Annotated in this window: 15 protein-coding genes; 13 read left to right on the forward strand and 2 right to left on the reverse strand. The window is 46.8% G+C overall.

Annotated features, from left to right (window positions below):
- Positions 1-899: 899 nt before the first annotated feature.
- A complete protein-coding gene (locus L5M11_RS19670; protein WP_263186503.1) occupies positions 900-1,805 on the reverse strand; it encodes a helix-turn-helix transcriptional regulator in 906 nt (301 codons plus the stop codon).
- 55 nt (positions 1,806-1,860) lie between these two features.
- Positions 1,861-2,733 carry a formate dehydrogenase accessory sulfurtransferase FdhD gene (locus L5M11_RS19675; RefSeq protein WP_113940335.1) on the reverse strand — a complete coding sequence of 291 codons (873 nt, stop codon included), beginning with the start codon at positions 2,731-2,733 and terminating at the stop codon, positions 1,861-1,863.
- A gap of 337 nt (positions 2,734-3,070) precedes the next feature.
- Here L5M11_RS19675 and L5M11_RS19680 point away from each other — a divergent pair, with 337 nt between their 5' ends.
- The 13 genes from L5M11_RS19680 (at position 3,071) to L5M11_RS19740 (ending at position 18,863) form a co-directional block, all read left to right on the forward strand.
- Positions 3,071-3,535 (forward strand): DUF3305 domain-containing protein, encoded by a 465-nt coding sequence (locus L5M11_RS19680; RefSeq protein WP_105250549.1) that lies wholly within the window; start codon positions 3,071-3,073, stop codon positions 3,533-3,535.
- Entirely contained in the window at positions 3,535-4,215 is a 681-nt protein-coding gene (locus tag L5M11_RS19685) for a DUF3306 domain-containing protein (RefSeq protein ID WP_263186502.1), read from the forward strand. Before L5M11_RS19680 ends, L5M11_RS19685 begins: the two co-directional genes overlap by 1 nt.
- A 188-nt stretch (positions 4,216-4,403) precedes the next feature.
- Positions 4,404-6,065 carry a 4Fe-4S binding protein gene (locus L5M11_RS19690; protein ID WP_263193051.1) on the forward strand — a complete coding sequence of 554 codons (1,662 nt, stop codon included), beginning with the start codon at positions 4,404-4,406 and terminating at the stop codon, positions 6,063-6,065.
- Between the two features lie 10 nt (positions 6,066-6,075).
- Complete coding sequence (locus L5M11_RS19695) at positions 6,076-6,753, forward strand: molecular chaperone (RefSeq protein WP_105250552.1); 678 nt, start codon at positions 6,076-6,078, stop codon at positions 6,751-6,753.
- Positions 6,754-6,930: 177 nt separating this feature from the next.
- Complete coding sequence (locus tag L5M11_RS19700; protein ID WP_113940320.1) at positions 6,931-7,122, forward strand: twin-arginine translocation signal domain-containing protein; 192 nt, start codon at positions 6,931-6,933, stop codon at positions 7,120-7,122.
- A 24-nt stretch (positions 7,123-7,146) separates the two neighbouring features.
- The gene (locus tag L5M11_RS19705; RefSeq protein WP_113940319.1) at positions 7,147-9,999 is read left to right on the forward strand and encodes a formate dehydrogenase subunit alpha; all 2,853 of its coding nucleotides are present in this window, start codon (positions 7,147-7,149) and stop codon (positions 9,997-9,999) included.
- 26 nt (positions 10,000-10,025) lie between these two features.
- On the forward strand, positions 10,026-10,622 hold the full coding sequence (gene fdh3B, locus L5M11_RS19710; protein ID WP_006083566.1) for a formate dehydrogenase FDH3 subunit beta: 597 nt from the start codon (positions 10,026-10,028) through the stop codon (positions 10,620-10,622).
- Between the two features lie 49 nt (positions 10,623-10,671).
- Entirely contained in the window at positions 10,672-11,700 is a 1,029-nt protein-coding gene (locus L5M11_RS19715; RefSeq protein WP_113940318.1) for a formate dehydrogenase subunit gamma, read from the forward strand.
- 396 nt (positions 11,701-12,096) lie between these two features.
- Positions 12,097-12,297, forward strand: coding sequence for a twin-arginine translocation signal domain-containing protein (locus tag L5M11_RS19720; protein ID WP_253989766.1), 201 nt, complete (start codon positions 12,097-12,099; stop codon positions 12,295-12,297).
- A 17-nt stretch (positions 12,298-12,314) separates the two neighbouring features.
- Positions 12,315-15,167 (forward strand): molybdopterin-dependent oxidoreductase, encoded by a 2,853-nt coding sequence (locus tag L5M11_RS19725; protein WP_263193036.1) that lies wholly within the window; start codon positions 12,315-12,317, stop codon positions 15,165-15,167.
- A gap of 29 nt (positions 15,168-15,196) precedes the next feature.
- Positions 15,197-15,766, forward strand: a complete 570-nt coding sequence (gene fdh3B, locus L5M11_RS19730) for a formate dehydrogenase FDH3 subunit beta (protein ID WP_105250558.1) — start codon at positions 15,197-15,199, stop codon at positions 15,764-15,766.
- 79 nt (positions 15,767-15,845) lie between these two features.
- Entirely contained in the window at positions 15,846-16,829 is a 984-nt protein-coding gene (locus tag L5M11_RS19735; protein WP_263193037.1) for a formate dehydrogenase subunit gamma, read from the forward strand.
- Between the two features lie 450 nt (positions 16,830-17,279).
- The gene (locus L5M11_RS19740) at positions 17,280-18,863 is read left to right on the forward strand and encodes a methyl-accepting chemotaxis protein (protein ID WP_263193038.1); all 1,584 of its coding nucleotides are present in this window, start codon (positions 17,280-17,282) and stop codon (positions 18,861-18,863) included.
- Positions 18,864-19,295 lie beyond the last annotated feature (432 nt).

Genomic DNA, 19,295 nt, shown 5'->3' on the forward strand with positions numbered 1-19,295 from the left:
GAATTCTGATTTTTTGTTTCTAGCTAAAGAAACAAACTGTACATATTACTATGAACACTCATTGTTACATTGATTTAAATTTTTGACTGCCAACCCGAAGGCTAAGCAGTTTCGATTAACTCAACACCTGTGAGTGTCCACACAGATTTCTTGTTTTATCTTGTTAAAGAGCGTTGACCACATACCGTTGCCGGCGGGTCGTGCTGATGCTTCATCAGCTCAGGGTCGTGCATTCTACGCATTTCCCGTTTCGCGTCAAGGAGTATTTTTCAACTTCTTGCTGCGGTTGAATTAAGTGCTTAAAAGCTACTCAATTTAACCTAACTCGTCAGCCTGCTTAACGCTGTCTGCCGTGTCAGTGGATGCGCATTATAGGGAGATTGAGAAAGTGCGCAACCCCTTTTTTAAGTAAATTTGCAGTTAATTCATATTATCTAATCTAGCCACACCATACCCACCGCTTACCCCCAAAGTTATCCACAAAATAGCGCTTTATCTGTAATTTGGCCCAATTGATTGCCAGCGTACAGTATCAAGACAAAGGGATCATGAGCATGAATGCTATCAGATTTAAATGAGAATAACGGCTGCTCGAACCGGAATATCTCACCTCCACTTTTATATAGAGTCGTTAATGGGAGAATTACGGGGAACAACAGAAGAAGATGACACTCTGAGTGTATTTGGCGATGAAGATACTTTACCTATATATAGTAGTTGCCCCCCCATCAACCCACCATAGAAAGTCGAAACGACGTAATCAGCAATATAACGAGGGTCTCTTTGATACTTATTCGTTAGTAGCTGGCTACATTAGATATCAGCATGTAGTAGCAGTAATAAGTAGTTCAGAGACCATTCAACTCTATTCACCTTAATCCATTACCGAGTTGAGTGGATTAGCTCGCACTCCATAGCAGTTGTCCGCAGTCTGTAAGATCATAGCCACCAAGTAGTGCCGCCATTTGCCTCGAGTGACCGCTCGCCAACATAGTAAAAAGTTGTTGAAGCTGACGACGGAAGTAAATGCTTTGCGGCATAATGAAATCAAAAGACTCTTTAATCAACGGCACGAAACTTAAACCACTTTCCAAAGCCACAGATTGACAACCAAAACCAATATCGGCATCACCCCTAGCGATATAACCCGCCAACTCGCGTTCACTATAGGCAGTTAGCACGACATTAAGTTGATCTAAGCGAGCACCTTGCTTTAACAACCAATGCTCTAAGTGCTGTTGGCTACCTGCGCCCCCCTGACGACTCACCCAACGCCAAGGCAAGTTCACGACTTTATCTTCTTCTTGGCATCGGTGGTGCATATCGGCACGCATGATCAACCCTTGCTGACGGGAGTAACCATGCACCATGATCCATTGTTGATGGTTGTTATAACCTTTAAGTAAAGCTGGGTGGCGAATATTTCTATCCTCCATGCTACCCCAGTGTAAGGTGCACACATCGGCATAACCTTTAGCAAGCAACTCTAACCCTAAGCGTGAACCTGTTGCGCTGTAGCTTATCAACTCACGGCTACCAACTTGCGCCATCAAACGCGCCACCAGCATAGATAATAGTGGATCGTCACTACCAGTGATCAATAAACGATCGGTCAGCATGCCACTGTGGCAAGAATCCATTACCCAACGGTCGATTAACACTTTCGGAAATAGCCATTTACCGGTGATTTTAGTGGCGGGGAGAATTCTGTCATTAGCCATGGCGTAGACTTTTTTCTCATTAAGATCTAAATACTCAGCCACTTGCTTCGCGCTCATGTAGACCAATTCACTGGCAGACGTCATCTTGTTTCCTTGTCTTATTCTTCGTTACTGCATGTAAGTCTTAGCTGACTTGAGGCTAAGGAGCCGTATTGGCATCAAACTGCAGATTTTCACTGCCGTGGTACACCAAAAAGTGACGGCCTTTCGCGCGTGCTATAATAGTAATACCCAACTGCTGCGCCAGTGCTAAGCCCATTTGAGTAACGCCACTGCGTGATAACAAAATAGGGATCCCCATTTTGGCGACTTTAATCACCATTTCAGAGGTTAAGCGGCCTGTGGTATAGAATATTTTATTATCGCCACGATCCTGCGTCAGCCACATATCCCCAGCCAAGGTATCGACGGCATTATGGCGGCCAACATCCTCGACGAAAGCCATAATTTTATCGTCTTCGCACAAGCCACAACCGTGTACAGCACCCGCATTTTTATAGGTTTCATTATATTCGTTGATATTTTTCAATAAGCTATAAAGGGTGCTTTGCTTAAGACTTGGCGTTGGTAAATTGATGCCGTCTAAATCTTGCATAAAACTGCCATAAACCGTGCCTTGACCACAGCCTGATGTCACCGTTTTTTCGGAGAGTTTCTCATCCAGATCGGCGGTTTGTTCACGGGTAACCACGGCTGCAGAACTCACATCCCAATCGACAATAACCGAGTCCAATAGACTGACATCCGAAATAAAGCCTTGGTTCTTAAGATAACCTAACGCCAGTGACTCAGGTTTCGCTCCTAGGGTCATAAGTGTCACTATTGGTCGCCAGTTCAAATACACGGTAAGCGGACGTTCGCAGGCGACAAATTTATCCAACACTTCCCCGGCTTCATTCACTGCTTTTACAGCAATGGTTAGCGGTACTTCCACTTGAGTTCTCACAAAAGAACACTGATGCTGAGTTTTTTGAGAAGGATTGGCTGCAGCTATTTCGCTATCTGTGCTCATGTTGTTATCAGGAATAGTGATATTTTCAGAGATCATAATGTTACCGCTTAACGAGTCATGGCCAGAGCATAGCAATATTTATACCTAGACATAAAAATTGGGGTTAAATGCGTGATCTGCCGCAATGCAGATTTTTCATTAGCCCTTTTATGTCCCAAACAAAATCCTGTACTGGACAAAATGTCCAATTTATAGGGTGTTTTTGATGATCTAGCTCAAACTAATCCACTATGTTTACTGGCACCAATATTGCAGTGACCTTTTATCGCAATTTGTTGGTAAAACCGAACCGTTCACTCTACGGTTTGTCCATCAACACGGCTGAGACGGAGAGACAATGCAACATACAACTAGTGTTTGGCCTATGTACGTTTCACTCAAGAAAGTAGAGAAGCAAGTTGGCCGCTGGACCTCAGTACAATGGGAAATTGATCACCTACTTCCCGCCACCCATCAAGCCCCAGACGATGCAACCTTAGTGCTACTCGAACTGCATAAAGACGAACGCGCCAGCTATCGCCTCAATCTCGATTTAGATAACGCCATGCTGTATTTAGTATGTGATGAAACGGCCGATGGCACTTGGATACCTGCGGCATTATCGGCGGATCAGAATGTCGCGGCGGGTTGCCTTGAGGGCAATACCCCTGTCCTCAACTTATTGATGCCAAAAGCTATCGCTTGTTGGATTGAAGCCTTTATCACCCAATATGGTGAAGTCGAAATTGCCGCTCATCGCCGTAAACATGTCGATGGCCGTAATAATCAAGGCCCAAGTCACGATCCATTGCGGAGGGACTAATGGCTGAATCCATACAAAAAACAGGCGGGCTACTGAGTCGCTGGAACCAACGGCGCGAACAAGTTGCAGCAGAGGAAGCGCGAGAGGCTGACGGGGAAATCACACCTCAGGAGACCATCGTAGCCGAGCCCACTATGGCAGTTGAGCCGCTTCAACCCACAGAGTCAGCCATTGAACCTAATACTGCAGAGCATGACGATACTAATCGCATCCTCACTGCAGCGGATTTACCCAATCCCGACGAGATTGAAATAGGCGGCAGCTTTGCGAGTTTTATGGGCGCCAATGTTGACCCTGCGGCTAAATCAGCAGCGCTACGTGCATTGTGGAAACAACCGCATTTCAACGAGATAGATGGGCTTTTGGAATATGCACTCGATTACAGTAATCAACCGAAACTCAGTGCAGAAGTCTCAGCTGAATTGATGCAAAAAGTCTTCCGTTACATAGCCGAAGACAGCGAGACCTCGGATGAAGAATCAGCTGTTTTAGCCAAACAAACTGAAGAAAGCAATCCATCCACGAGTCTTGATGTAAGCGAAACAACAACTCATGAGACTAATGAAGTCGAAGTCGAATGGGCAGCTGAGCCGATAACGGACAATTTGGATGGGGAGACTGATGACCTACCCCAAAATGCACCAGAGCCCTTAGCTCAGGTACATACCCGAGTTGTTTAACGTCAGTTTAGCTAATTTTAATGTCCGTAACTTTGGTATGTGAATTGCTGTACTAAGATATAAAAAGCTTAGATAAAAGCAGAAAAGGCAATGACTTACTTATTACCAGCCGCCTAAATCTGCCCAGATACAGTAAAACAAGAAACAGCCAAAGTACTGTTCAGGAACGCAATGTGAGCACTTATTTGATGACCAATCAAACCCAAGAAGCGTTAAAACAAGCGCGACAACAGGTATTAACGCAAACTCAGATGTTGCAGAATCTGATCCCGCCAACTGTCAGCTATACCACCGAAGGCAATGTTCTTATTATTGGCCCAGAAGATCTGGCTCGCCTCGCCGCGGACAAATTGTCCACTATGGCCCATAGAGTGATTTTAGCCAATGAAGCCATTACCAGCCAAGATGAAGCGCACCTAGAACGTGTCATGGCAGCGGCAACTGATGTCGAAAGCTATTACAACAAACTCATTGGCGTAAAAGGCTTTTTAGGCCAATTTCAAGTCAGTGTTGAACATCAAGATGGGGCTGCCGAACTCAGTTTAGTGTCAATCCGTAAACCCCATTTCGATATCGTGCTCGATTTGAGCAGCGCAGCTTGTTTGAACTTAGAAATGCTGCCACCCGGCTATTTTTACGTAGGCCAAGACGCTGAAAAACTCGAAGATGCCCTTGCGCAAATTCCCGAACTCATCGGCCAATTTGATAAGCCGCGCTACGTCAAAATTAACCCAGATATCTGTGCCCACGACCGCAATGGCATCAATGGTTGTAATCGTTGCCTCAACTTCTGCCCAGCAGATGCGATCAGCAGTGTCGCAAAGAAAATTGAAATCGATCCATATCTTTGCCACGGCGCAGGCAGTTGTACCAGCGCTTGCCCAACGGGTGCTATCAGTTACGATTTACCTACGCCGCAAGCTTTGCATTCATACCTGAACAAAGTCGTTAGCCGTTTCCGCGAGCAAGCACAAACCGCACCAGTGATCTTGTTCCACGATAATGCCGTCGGCGCCAACTTTATTAGTGACGATTTAGCAGGCGACATCATCCCCGTTGCCCTCGAAGAAATTACCGTTGCTAGCGTAGATCATTGGTTGTCAGTACTCGCTTGGGGCGCGCGCCAAGTGCTGATCCTCAACACAGACGCAACAGCGCCAACCCTAACGCAAATGCTTAAAGGCGAACTGTCGTTAGCCAATAGCATTTTAGATGAAATGGGCCAGCCACAACGCATTAGCCTCATCGACCCAAGCATGCTTGCCGATTTAGATTCGATGCTCGATATCAGCTTAGATTGGCCCGTGATCGTGCCCGCTGCATTTGCCTCGACCACTAAACGCAATACGCTATTTGAAGCGATCGATCACCTCAATAGCCAAGCGGGTGAAATTGATACTTGCCTTAGCCTCAACAATATTCCCTTTGGCAAAGTCAGTGTGAATGTAGAAAAGTGCACTATGTGTATGTCCTGCGTGGCAATTTGTCCCACGATGGCATTACAAGATGGTGGCGACAAACCTGCACTACACTTCATCGAGCAAAACTGCGTGCAATGCGGTTTATGTGAGGCAGCGTGTCCTGAAAAGGTTATCAGCCTAACCCCGCAAATTAACTTTAATAAAGCTGCCCGTCAGCAACAACACACCCTGAAAGAAGAAGCCCCCTTCGAATGTATTCGCTGCGGCTCTCCTTTTGCGACCCAATCTATGGTGCATCGGATGCTGGATATGGTCGGCGCGCACAGCGCATTTTCTGCCAATATTGAACGCTTGAAAATGTGTGGCGACTGCCGGGTAAAAGACATGTTTGAAGACATTCTTCAAGATCCTGAAAAGCAACTGCGATAAGAGATCCGCTATGACCGAATCAGTAAGACAAGTTTCAGAAAACGATCAGTTGAGAGCCGATATCTATCAACTGTTAGCCGCCCTATTGCGCCGTCAGCCAAGCCCTGAACTGCTACACTTTTTGGCCAATCTTGAAATTGATGCCAATGAAGACAACGAGATGACTAAAGCTTGGTTATCACTCCAACTCGCCGCACAGCAGTTCAACAGTGCACAACTAGAAGACGAGTATTTTGCCCTGTTCCTCGGTGTAGGTTGCGGTGAGATCCTGCCCTACGGCAGCTGGTTTATGACGGGCTCATTGATGGATAAACCACTGGCATTGCTACGCCAAGACTTAATGCAACTAGGGTTTGAACGCGAAGACAACGTCAAGGAACCCGAAGATCACGTTGCAGCACTGTGTGAAGTGATGGGAACCCTGATTTTAGAAGCGCCAAGTTATCGCCAATTGGCTTTTTTCCAACGCCATATCGGCAGTTGGATTGGCCGTTTTTGCGACAATTTAGCCAAAGCACCAAGTGCGGCGTTTTACGCCACGGTTGCACAGCTAGCAAAAGCTTTTTTTGCAATGGAAGCCAGTGCTTTTGAGCAATTAAGCTTAGATATTCCAGTCAATTGCCCGGGCAGCGCAGACTTACAGCCAGCCACCAGCGATTTAGCAAAACCAGTAGAGTTAATGAACTAAGACTAAACTGAGTGATAGCGCGGCATGTGCGTGCTAAATGTAAATGTTAGAGATGAGTTCAAACTGCGAAGGTGAGATTAATGTTCACCTTAGCAACAATAACGGAAGCTTAGGCTTCCACAATAACCGAGGTGGTAGCCGTTTGTACCACCTTATCCAGTAACACAAGGAGACACTATGAAGAAGCCAGCTTCCGACATGGGCCGTCGTCAATTGCTTAAAGCATTGGCACTCGGCAGTGCGGCAGGCGCAGTGGTCACTGTGAGTAGTCAAGCGTTAGCTTCGACAAAAACGGCAGCAACCACAGAGCCTAAAAGTGAGAACTACCGCGAAACCGACCATATTCGTAGCTATTATGCGTCGCTTTAAAACTAAAATAGAGGAGAGTGTGTGATGCGATTAACCCGCAAAACAGACCAGGTTGTCGAAGCTAAAGCGCCAGCACTGGGTCTCAATCGTCGTCAATTCTTAAAATCGGCAAGTCTTGCCACAGGAGGGATCGCTGCGGCGTCCATGCTGGGCACAGGCATGATGCGTAAAGCACAGGCCCAAGAAGATATTGGCCACAATGTTCCCACCGAAGTCAAACGTACCATCTGTTCTCACTGTGCCGTAGGTTGTGGTGTGTATGCAGAAGTACAAAATGGTGTATGGACGGGTCAAGAACCCGCATTCGATCACCCGTTCAACGCTGGCGGTCACTGCGCGAAAGGGGCTGCACTGCGTGAACATGGTCACGGCGAAAAACGCCTGAAATACCCCATGAAGTTAGAAGGCGGAAAATGGAAAAAGATCTCTTGGGATCAAGCGATTAATGAAGTCGGCGATAAAATGGCTTCAATTCGTCAAGAGTCAGGCCCAGATTCAGTCTACTTTATGGGTAGCGCTAAGTTCTCTAACGAACAAGCTTATTTATATCGCAAATTTGCGGCATTGTGGGGTACGAACAACGTCGACCATTCTGCCCGTATTTGTCACTCTACCACGGTAGCCGGTGTTGCTAACACTTGGGGCTACGGTGCGCAAACCAACTCAATCAACGATATTCGCAACTCTAAGTGCATCATGTTTATTGGGGCAAACCCCAGTGAAGCGCATCCTGTTGCCATGCAGCATATTTTGATTGGTAAAGAACGCGGTGCCAAAATCATCGTTGTTGATCCACGTTTCACCCGTACTGCAGCGAAATCTGACGAGTACGTGCATATCCGTCCTGGCACAGACATCCCCTTCATTTATGGCCTGTTATGGCACATATTTGAAAACGGCTGGGAAGATAAAGAGTTTATCAAACACCGTGTCTATGGCATGGATCGTATCCGCGAGGAAGTGAAGAAGTATACCCCTGAAGAAGTTGAGTTAGTTGCGGGTGTACCAAAGGCGCAGATGTACCGCGTCGCCAAAATGATGGCTGAAACCAAACCCGGCACCATTATTTGGTGTATGGGTGGTACTCAGCACCACGTGGGTAACTCTAACACTCGCTCCTACTGTCTTTTACAGTTAGCACTGGGCAACATGGGTGTACCTGGCGGCGGCACTAACATTTTCCGTGGCCATGATAACGTGCAAGGCGCAACCGACTTTGGTTTGTTATTTGATAACTTACCGGGTTACTACGGTTTAACGACTGGCGCTTGGGCCCATTGGAATAATGTGTGGGATCTCGACCCTAATTGGGTAGCGAGCCGTTTCGATCAAGGCGAATATCTAGGACAAAAACCGCAAACCTCTGCGGGTATTCCTTGTTCGCGCTGGCACGATGGCGTGTTAGAAGATAAAACCAAGATAGCGCAAAAAGACAATATTCGTCTGGCGTTCTTCTGGGGACAATCGGTCAACACTGAAACCCGTGGCCGTGAAGTGCGTGAAGCTTTAAATAAAATGGATACCGTCGTCGTTGTCGATCCATTCCCAACCATGGCGGGTGTTATGCACCAACGTCAAGATGGGGTTTATTTACTTCCTGCGGCAACCCAGTTTGAAACCTACGGTTCAATCTCTGCGACTAACCGCTCAGTACAATGGCGTTCTAAGGTCATAGAGCCCCTGTTCGAATCCCTGCCTGATCATGTGATCATGTACAAACTCGCCAAAAAAGTGGGTATAGATAAAGAGCTATTCAAGCATATTAAAGTCAATGGTGAAGAGCCTTTGATTGAAGATATCACCCGCGAATTTAACACAGGTATGTGGACTATCGGTTATACCGGACAAAGCCCAGAGCGTTTAAAAATGCACCAAGAAAACTGGGGTACTTTTGATGCTGACAGCCTAGAAGCCCCCGGCGGTCCTGCCAAAGGCGAAACCTACGGCTTACCTTGGCCATGTTGGGGCACACCAGAGATGAAACATCCTGGTACCCAGATTCTGTATAACGAAGCCAAACATGTGAAAGACGGTGGCGGTAACTTCCGTGCTCGCTATGGTGTGGAACATGAAGGCAATAATATTCTTGCCGAAGGTACTTACTCTAAAGGCAGTGAGATCCAAGATGGCTATCCTGAATTTACCGCCGATATGCTTAAGCAATTAGGTTGGTGGGATGACCTTACCGAAAACGAGAAAAAACACGCCGAAGGCAAAAACTGGAAAACTGACATTTCCGGCGGTATCCAACGTGTTGCTATCAAGCACGGCTGTATCCCTTACGGTAACGCTAAAGCTCGTTGTATTGTATGGACATTCCCAGACGATATTCCACGCCACCGCGAACCACTTTACACGCCTCGTCGTGACTTAGTCGCTAAATACCCCACCTACGAAGATCGTATGGTTGCACGTTTACCGACACTGTATAAGTCAATTCAAGACAAGGATTTTGCTAAAGACTTCCCATTGGCACTCACATCAGGCCGCCTAGTGGAATATGAAGGTGGTGGTGAAGAATCCCGCTCTAACCCTTGGTTAGCTGAACTACAACAAGAAATGTTCATCGAAATGAACCCTGCTGATGCAGCGGATCGCGGTATTCGCGACGGTGACAATGTTTTTGTTCATGGTCCAGAAGGCGCCAAAATCACGGTTAAGGCTATGGTGACACCGCGCGTTATTGCCGGTGAATGTTTTATGCCATACCACTTTGCTGGGGTGTTTGAAGGCGAAAGCCTAGCGAAAAACTATCCTGAAGGCACTGTGCCTTACGTGATAGGCGAATCTGCAAACACCATTTTAACTTATGGCTACGACGTTGTGACTCAGATGCAAGAAACTAAGTCCAGCCTATGCCAAATCAGCAAAGCCTAACCTACTTGATGAGGAGATAAGCCATTATGGCAGTCATGAAATTTCTGTGTGACACCAAGCGCTGCATCGAGTGTAACGGTTGCGTCACTGCATGTAAGAACGAAAACGACTCCGCTCTCGAGTGGGGAATTCAACGTCGCCGCGTGGTGACGATCAACGATGGTCTACCTGGCGAAGCCTCAATTTCAGTGGCTTGTATGCACTGTACTGACGCTCCCTGCATGGCCGTATGTCCGGCAGATTGTTTCTACCGTACCGAAGACGGCATAGTGCTACACAACAAAGATACTTGTATCGGTTGTGGTTATTGCTTCTATGCTTGTCCATTTGGTGCACCGCAATTCCCGAAAAAGACTGCCTTTGGTAGTCGTGGCAAGATGGACAAGTGTACTTTCTGTGCCGGTGGCCCAGAAGAAACCTTCTCCGAAGCTGAGCGTAAAAAATACGGTGCCAACCGTATTGCTGAGGGCAAATTACCTATGTGTGCTGAGCTTTGTTCTACTAAAGCGCTGCTCGCAGGTGATGCGGAAGTGGTATCAAACATTTACCGTCAACGTATGGCCTCTCGAGGCAATCCTAACGTGATTTGGGGTTACAACCCCAAGACAGGTGAGATTAACTAAGCAGAGCGAGGGTTAGGGAGAAATCCCTAACCTCTGGCAAGGAGTGAAAATGTTAAACAAACAGTTAAACAAATCACTGCGCAGTCTGTTTGCTCTGTTGGTGCTCGTCATGGGATTGGGATTAGGTTCAGTCATGAGCTCAAACCCAGTACACGCAAGTGATCAGCAATCGAGTCAACAACAGGCGAAAGCGCAAACCAGCGATGCCGATCTTTGGCGAGCGGTAAAAGCAGGCGATGCCGGCTATACCACTGCCAAAGGGATAGATACTGGGGTGTTGATTAACGTTGCCGGTAACCAAGGTAAAGAACTGAGAAATGAATACTTAACCCCCGTCATGGCGCTAGCCGTGGTAGGTGTGTTTGGTGCTTTCTTATTGTTTTATCTGGTGAATGGTCCATCAAAACTGAGTCATGGCTTTTCAGGCAAGATGGTTTCGCGCTGGTCAAAGGCGGATCTGTGGATCCATTGGATCATGGCGAGCAGCTGTCTGGCACTGATGTTTACCGGTCTAACCATAATGTTAGGTAAGCATGTCATACAGCCAATGTTAGGCCCCGACCTTTGGGCGCCATTGATCTATGGCAGCAAAACAATCCACGATTGGGCAGGTCCCATTTTTATCGCGGCTTGGGCTGTATGTGTGGTGAAATGGATGCCGTTACAAACCTTCAAGATGTATGATTTGAAATGGTTTTTAGTGGTAGGTGGTTATATCAACTTTGGCCCGTTCAAAGGTAAGCACCCTGACAGTGGTTTCGCTAACGCCGGTGAAAAAATGTGGTTCTGGACCCTGATGTTGTTTGGTTTATTCATCAGCGTATCTGGCATCATGTTGGTATTGCCAGGCTTGGATTTACCCCGCGAAGCCTCTATGGGCGCGCTGCTGATCCACTCTATCAGCGCCATTATCTTGATTGCCTTTACTATAGTGCATATTTGGATGGCGACCGTATTGAGCGAAGGCGGTATGGAGTGTATGAAGTCAGGCTATTGTGATGAAAACTGGGCAATCCAGCACCATAATCTCTGGTATGACGAAATCAAAGCCAACGGCAGCTTAAAGTATAAAGACTAAGTTAAACCGCAGCTTTTACATCCTCAAAACACCCCGCATCGCGGGGTGTTTTTTATTCGCACTGATACCCATCGCATTAATTCAAAAGCACAAAAAATTAACAACTGAAACAGCGAGATACAAAAATCCGCCAACGCCCTCTTCCCCAGTAGTTCACTAAACTATGAGCGAGTTAACGCTTTAAGAGAACGGTCGCCGATTTCAGGGCTGCAAACTGTCCTAGATCAATTCCTACTCAACCCTTTCCTACTATATTGCCGTCACGCGCGATGATTGATGGTAAACAAGATGATTCCATTATCTTTTCCGCCGCTAATCTTCACTTTTTGATAACAAGATGAACCCCACAAAAAGCCGTGCGATCTCAAAAACTAAACCCTAATTTCAGGAGTCAGCATGAAGCAGCAACCCAGCGATTTATCTCGCCGATCTTTGCTCAAAGCGCTCACCGTCGGCAGCGTAGCGGGTGCCGCCATTGCCGCAACCGGCATGAGCGTGGCACAGGCCAGCGAGAGCAGCAAGGTAACCACTAAAGAGTCAAAGGGTTACCACGAAACTGCGCATATCAGCAGCTATTACGATAGCTTGCGCAGCTAATCTAGGAGAAGTCAGCGATGAAGTTAACTCGCAAGTCCAATGTTGCCACAGTGGCAGACAAACCGGCGTTAGGCATCAGCCGTCGTCAATTTATGAAGCACGCAGGTATCGCCACAGGTGGTATTGCCGCAGCATCTCTGATGGGCACAGGCATGATGCGTCGTGTCGAAGCCAAAGAAGTGCCGCATGATGCGCCAATCGAAATCAAACGTACTATTTGTAGTGCCTGCGCCGTCGGTTGTGGCCTGTATGCCGAAGTACAAAATGGTGTGTGGACGGGCCAAGAACCCGCATTCGACCATCCATTCAACGCTGGCGGTCACTGCGCGAAAGGTGCTGCACTGCGTGAGCATGGTCATGGTGAAAAACGCCTGAAATATCCAATGAAATTGGTTGATGGCCAGTGGAAAAAAATCTCTTGGGAAGATGCTATTAACGAAGTGGGCGACCAAATGCTCAACATTCGTCAAGAATCTGGCCCAGACTCAGTGTACTTCATGGGTAGCGCTAAGTTTTCTAACGAAGGTTGTTACATGTACCGCAAGTTGGCGGCTATGTGGGGCACAAACAACGTCGACCATTCAGCTCGTATTTGTCACTCTACCACGGTAGCCGGTGTTGCTAACACTTGGGGCTACGGTGCGCAAACGAACTCTTTCAACGATATCCAGAATGCTCATGCCATCTTCCTGATCGGGGCAAACCCAGCAGAAGCGCATCCCGTTTCGATGCAACATATTCTGATCGCTAAAGAAAGAAACAACGCCAAAATCATCGTCGTTGACCCACGTTTCTCTCGCACTGCAGCGCATTCAGACTTGCATTGTGCAATTCGCCCAGGCACTGACATTCCTTTTATTTACGGTATGTTATGGCACATTTTTGAAAATGGTTGGGAAGATAAAACCTTTATCAAGCACCGCGTATTCGAGATGGAAAGTATCCGTGCTGAAGTGAAGAAGTTCCCACCTAAAGAAGTCGAAAACATCACTGGTGTGAGCGAAGCCGAGGTTTATCAAGCGGCTAAATTAATGGCTGATAACCGTCCTGGCACTGTGATTTGGTGTATGGGTGGAACTCAACACCACGTGGGTAATGCCAACACTCGCGCTTATTGTATTCTGCAATTAGCACTGGGCAACATGGGCGTTTCAGGCGGCGGCACTAACATTTTCCGTGGCCACGATAACGTACAAGGCGCAACTGACTTAGGTTTGTTATTTGATAACTTACCCGGTTACTACGGTTTGACCTCAGCAGCATGGAGTCACTGGACCCATGTTTGGGATCTGGACATGGCATGGGTGAAAGGTCGTTTCGATCAAACAGCCTACCTTGGCAAAGATCCAATGACGACACCGGGTATCCCTTGTTCTCGTTGGCACGATGGTGTGTTAGAAGATAAGAGCAAATTAGCGCAGAAAGATAATATCCGTATGGCGTTTTTCTGGGGACAATCGGTCAACACTGAAACCCGTCAACGTGAAGTGCGTGATGCCTTAGACAAGATGGACACAGTCGTCGTTGTCGACCCATTCCCAACGATGGCAGGTGTTATGCACCGTCGTAAGAATGGCGTATATCTGCTGCCTGCGGCAACTCAGTTTGAGACTCACGGTTCAGTATCTAACTCAGGCCGTTCTATCCAGTGGCGTGAGCAAGTCATCGAGCCACTGTTCGAGTCTAAAACCGACATCGAAATCATGTACCGTTTAGCCCAAAAACTGGGTATTGCCGAGCAGTACACTAAACGCATCGCGATTGAAAATGGTTTACCTGTGATTGAAGAAATCACCCGTGAAATCAACCGCGGTATGTGGACTATCGGTATGACAGGTCAAAGCCCTGAGCGTATCAAGTTACACACCCAAAACTGGGGCACTTTCAGCAACAAGACGTTGGAAGCCGCAGGCGGCCCAGCTAAAGGCGAAACCTATGGTTTACCTTGGCCATGTTGGGGAACGCCAGAGGCTAAACACCCTGGCACTCAAATCCTCTATAACCAAGCCAAACACGTTAAAGACGGCGGTGGTAACTTCCGCGCCCGTTACGGTGTTGAATATAAAGGTCAAAGCATTTTAGCCGATGGCACTTATTCTAAAGGCGCTGAAATTCAAGACGGTTACCCTGAATTTACTGCCGATATGCTCAAACAATTGGGTTGGTGGGATGATCTGACGGCGGAAGAAAAAGCGGAAGCCGAAGGTAAAAACTGGAAAACAGATTTGTCAGGCGGCATAGTGCGCGTGGCGATCAAGCACGGTTGTATCCCCTTTGGTAATGCTAAAGCTCGTTGTATTGTTTGGACTTTCCCTGACCAAGTCCCTGTGCACCGTGAACCGTTATACACAGCACGTCGTGACTTAGTGGCGAAATACCCAACCTATGACGACATGCAAGTACACCGTCTCCCTACGCTGTATAAGTCTATCCAAGACAAAGACATGAGCGGCAAGTACCCGCTGGTACTGACATCGGGTCGTCTGGTTGAATACGAAGGTGGTGGTGAAGAATCTCGCTCCAACCCTTGGCTGGCTGAACTTCAACAGGAAATGTTCGTTGAGATAAGCCCTGCCGACGCTGCCGATCGCGGTATTCGTAACGGTGAATACGTCTGGTTAGAAGGCGCCGAAGGTGGCCGTATTAAGGTGCAAGCCATGGTTACCCCAAGGGTAAAACCCGGCGTTACCTTTATGCCATACCACTTTGCGGGTGTGATGCACGGAGAAAGTTTGGCGCCTAATTATCCAGAGGGAACAGTGCCTTACGTTATTGGTGAATCTTGTAACACTGCGCTGACCTATGGTTATGACCCTGTGACACAAATGCAGGAAACCAAGGCATCACTCTGTCAGATTGTTAAAGCGTAAGTGCAGCTTAAGCTAGGAGAATTGCCATTATGGCTACAATGAAATTTTTGTGTGATACCAAGCGCTGCATCGAATGTAACGGTTGTGTCACTGCCTGTAAAAACGAAAACGACTCCGCTCTCGAGTGGGGGATCCAACGCCGCCGCGTAGTGACAATCAACGATGGTCAACGTGGTGAAGCCTCAATCTCTGTCGCCTGTATGCATTGCTCAGATGCACCTTGTATGGCGGTTTGCCCAGCAAACTGCTTCTACAGAACTGACGACGGCATAGTGCTACACGACAAAGATGCCTGTATTGGTTGCGGTTACTGCCTGTACGCCTGTCCATTTGGCGCACCTCAGTTCCCGAAAAAAGGTGCCTTTGGTAGCCGCGGTAAGATGGATAAATGTACCTTCTGTGCCGGTGGCCCAGAAGAAAACCACTCAGATGCAGAACGCCAAAAATACGGTTCAAACCGTATTGCCGAAGGCAAACTGCCTATGTGTGCAGAACTGTGCGCGACTAAAGCCCTGTTAGCGGGTGATGCCGAAGTGGTTTCAAGCATCTTCCGTGAGCGTGTGGCTTATCGTGGTGCTAAAAACGCGGCTTGGAATTAATTCAGGTCAACAGGATCTGTCCACAGACTTAGCTTAGCGCCTATCTAGGTAGGCGCGACTAAGTGAGAGAGGATGTATGATGAACAAATGGTTCAAACACATAGGTTTAGCCATAGCACTGTTATTTAGTGCTGTGTGTATAGCCAATGGTGGTGATGAACTGGCGAATCAAGTTCAACAGTCTGATGCCCAAATTTGGGCGCAACTGAAGGATGGTGCCACGGGATACACTACCTCCCAAAGTGAGTTTCATGCTCAGCCGATCAATACCTACGATTTACGGGTATTAGCGCTGCGTAGCGACTGGTTAGCGCCCGCCTTAATGGCAGCACTATTCGGTATGATCATTATCTTTGTCCTATTTATCAAGGTGAATGGCATCTCCAAGCTGCACCATGGTTTTTCAGGCAAGTTAGTGCATCGCTGGTCTAAGTTTGATGTTTCAATCCACTGGTTAGGCGCGATTCCATGCTTACTGTTGATTTTAACAGGCTTAACCTTGCTGGCGGGTCGCTTCTTCTTCCAACCTTGGTTGGGTGAAGGCATCTGGGAAGCAATCGTCTATGGCGCGAAGCAAATCCATGACGTGATGGCGATTCCCTTCATGATAGGTTGGGCATTGATGACCACCCTATGGGCGAAAAACCAGCTGCCAAAAATGTACGACGTAAAGTGGTTCATGGTAGTAGGCGGTTACATTAACTTTGGTCCGTTCAAAGGTAAGCACCCAGATGCAGGTTTTGCTAACGCGGGTGAGAAAATGTGGTTCTGGGCATTTGCCCTGTTTGGATTAGTCATTTCAGCCTCGGGCATGTTATTACTCTTCCCTAACCTGTTCGAGCCAAGCCGTTCATTAAGCTTGATCGCCCTGGTACTGCATTCAGTGAGCGCTATCGTGATCTGTGCTTTCTCTATCGTACACATCTTCATGGCAACTGTGATGTCAGAAGGTGGTATGGAATGTATGGTGTCAGGCTACTGTGATGAAAACTGGGCCAGCCAACATCACAACCTATGGTTTGACGAAATCAAAGCTAACGGCACGCTTAAATATAAAGAATAAGACTGAAATCTAGTTGTAGGTATTCAAAAAATACTTAGCCACTAGCAAACGTAGAGCCCCCGTCAATCACTACTGGCGGGGGCTTTTATTTCAGCATGAGTCATCGGCTTTAAGTATATGTCTGAATTACATTTTGAATCATTTATAGCATTTGAGTACGAGATCACAAAGACCAATTTAAATGCTAAATCACTGTAAAAAAAATTGCATGTATCATAGGTATTTAATAATAAAAACAATCATCTAGATAAAATTTGAATTTAAACAACACAACATTTCGTAACTTAGCAACCAACCAGATGCAACACCAATAAAACAATTCAATTAAAAACAGTATCTTAGTAGAAATTCCCATAAAATACTCTCTTGCTGGCTAGCTCACGCGCACGCTAAAATTACCTATAGCGTAATTAAATTACGCATTGCTGCTTTTTATCCTAGAAGGTCACCATGTTTAAAAATGCCAAAACCAGTACATTGACGGCATTGCCATCAGTGTTTACAAGTATCTTACTGATCATCATAGGTATTTCGTGCTATCGCAGTTTTAACGAACTCGGTGAGACCAGTAAAAGCCTAGTCGACAACACTCAGCTCGCAGAAACTTTCACTACAGTACGAGAATCCTTTTTTGAGCTGCGCTTAGCCACCTTAGTCCACAACGGTAAAGCTATCGCCGATCAACAACATAATGTCGCACAACTTGTCTCTCAACTGACCAAATTTAATACCGACTTCATGGGCGCTGATGCTCAAGCTATTCACACTCTTTTACCACAAACAGAACATTATGTTCGTCTCTACCAAGAAGAACTGGCACTCGCTAAACAAACTGGAGCAGTACCTGAGCTAACCGCTGAGCGTGCGGCGCTCGGGCCTAAGGTCAGTAATCAAATCAACCAATTAGTCACGCTGATCACTCAGAGAAATCATGAGTTAGGCAAACAAGCTGAAGATAAAGTCACCTCGACAGAAAGTATCCTACTGGGATTGATCTTGTTCGCGATTGTAGCGTCACTCTTTAGCGCCCTCATTATGAGTAAACAACTCGTCCACATAATCAATGAGATAAAACGGGTAATGGAACGTCTTGCCCATGGCGACCTAACTCATAAAACAAATATTAAAGGACAAAATGAGCTCTGCTCACTCGCAGAAGATCTCGACAGCGTGATAGGTAATCTACGTGAAATTATGTCTGAAATTACCCAAGCCTCAGATCATATGTCCGACCAAATAGGACAATTGAATGTACAGTCAAATGCCAATAATCATGCACTGCAAATCCACGCCGTTGAAACCGACCAAGTCGTGACAGCCATGACTGAAATGAGCGCCACGGCCCATAATGTCGCGGGTGATGCTGCATCCGCAGCCCAGTTTACTCAACAAGCAAATGCGCAAGCGGATAAATCGAAGAAAGCCGTTGAACAAGCTGCCAACACTGTGATTGCCTTGGTCGCTAAAGTCGATGTCGCTGCTGATGCGATTAATGATATGAACGAAAATACTCGTCATATCGCCGCGATTTTGAATGTAATAGGCGAGATTGCCGATCAAACCAATCTGCTAGCGCTTAATGCAGCCATCGAAGCCGCTCGTGCAGGTGAACAAGGTCGAGGCTTTGCTGTTGTCGCCGATGAAGTTCGCTCACTGGCCGCGCGCACGCAAGCAAGTACCGCAGAAATCAACCAGATGCTGGAACAACTTTATCTTGGTGCCAATGCCGCCGTAACCGCAATGGAGCAAACCAAACACAGTTGCCAACAAGCCGCCGATACCACTAATCTAGTGACGGAAAACCTTGATACCCTGACCACTTATGTGTTCGATATTAATGGGCTAAGTAATCAAATCGCCACCGCAGCAGAAGAGCAAAGCGCTGTGACCGAAGAGATAAACCGTAATCTGGCCACCATTCGTGAAATGGTCGATGAACTGAATCAAAGCGGTAAAGCCACCCTCAATAGCGCAACCTCTTTGGCCGCGACGAAGGAACAACTCGTCGGCGTGGTCTCGCATTTTAAGCTTTAAGTTTAGGTTTAGGCTCCCTGAAAAAAGCTTTTAAATCTGCGGCCTAATAACAAAAATTATTGGGCTGTCAGATTTTTAGATGAAATATAAAGCGCGTCACACACCTGCAATATAAATCGCAGCCAAGAAAAATAACCTATTATTAATGCTGTATTTTTAGAAAAATTATTTACCAAAAAATGATTAAATTGATTCAGTGTCAACAGTGCTAAACCAATAATAAGGGCGTGAAGCCTAAAGTTCAGGAATGAAGATACGTATTGCCCATCTCCCACTCCCACAATATTGAATACCACTAAAAAACTTCGGACTCAGCTAATCAACGATTAGCTATCGTCGGCTTCCATGTAAGGCCAACACACGGCAGTGCTACCGCTGCAATTCATCCGCCTGTCCATAACACAGTGGTAAACCACAAGGCTTGCTTGTAGC

Origin of the sequence: Shewanella sp. SM87 (assembly GCF_025653705.1) — a bacterium.
In the GTDB taxonomy this organism is placed as follows: domain Bacteria; phylum Pseudomonadota; class Gammaproteobacteria; order Enterobacterales; family Shewanellaceae; genus Shewanella; species Shewanella oncorhynchi.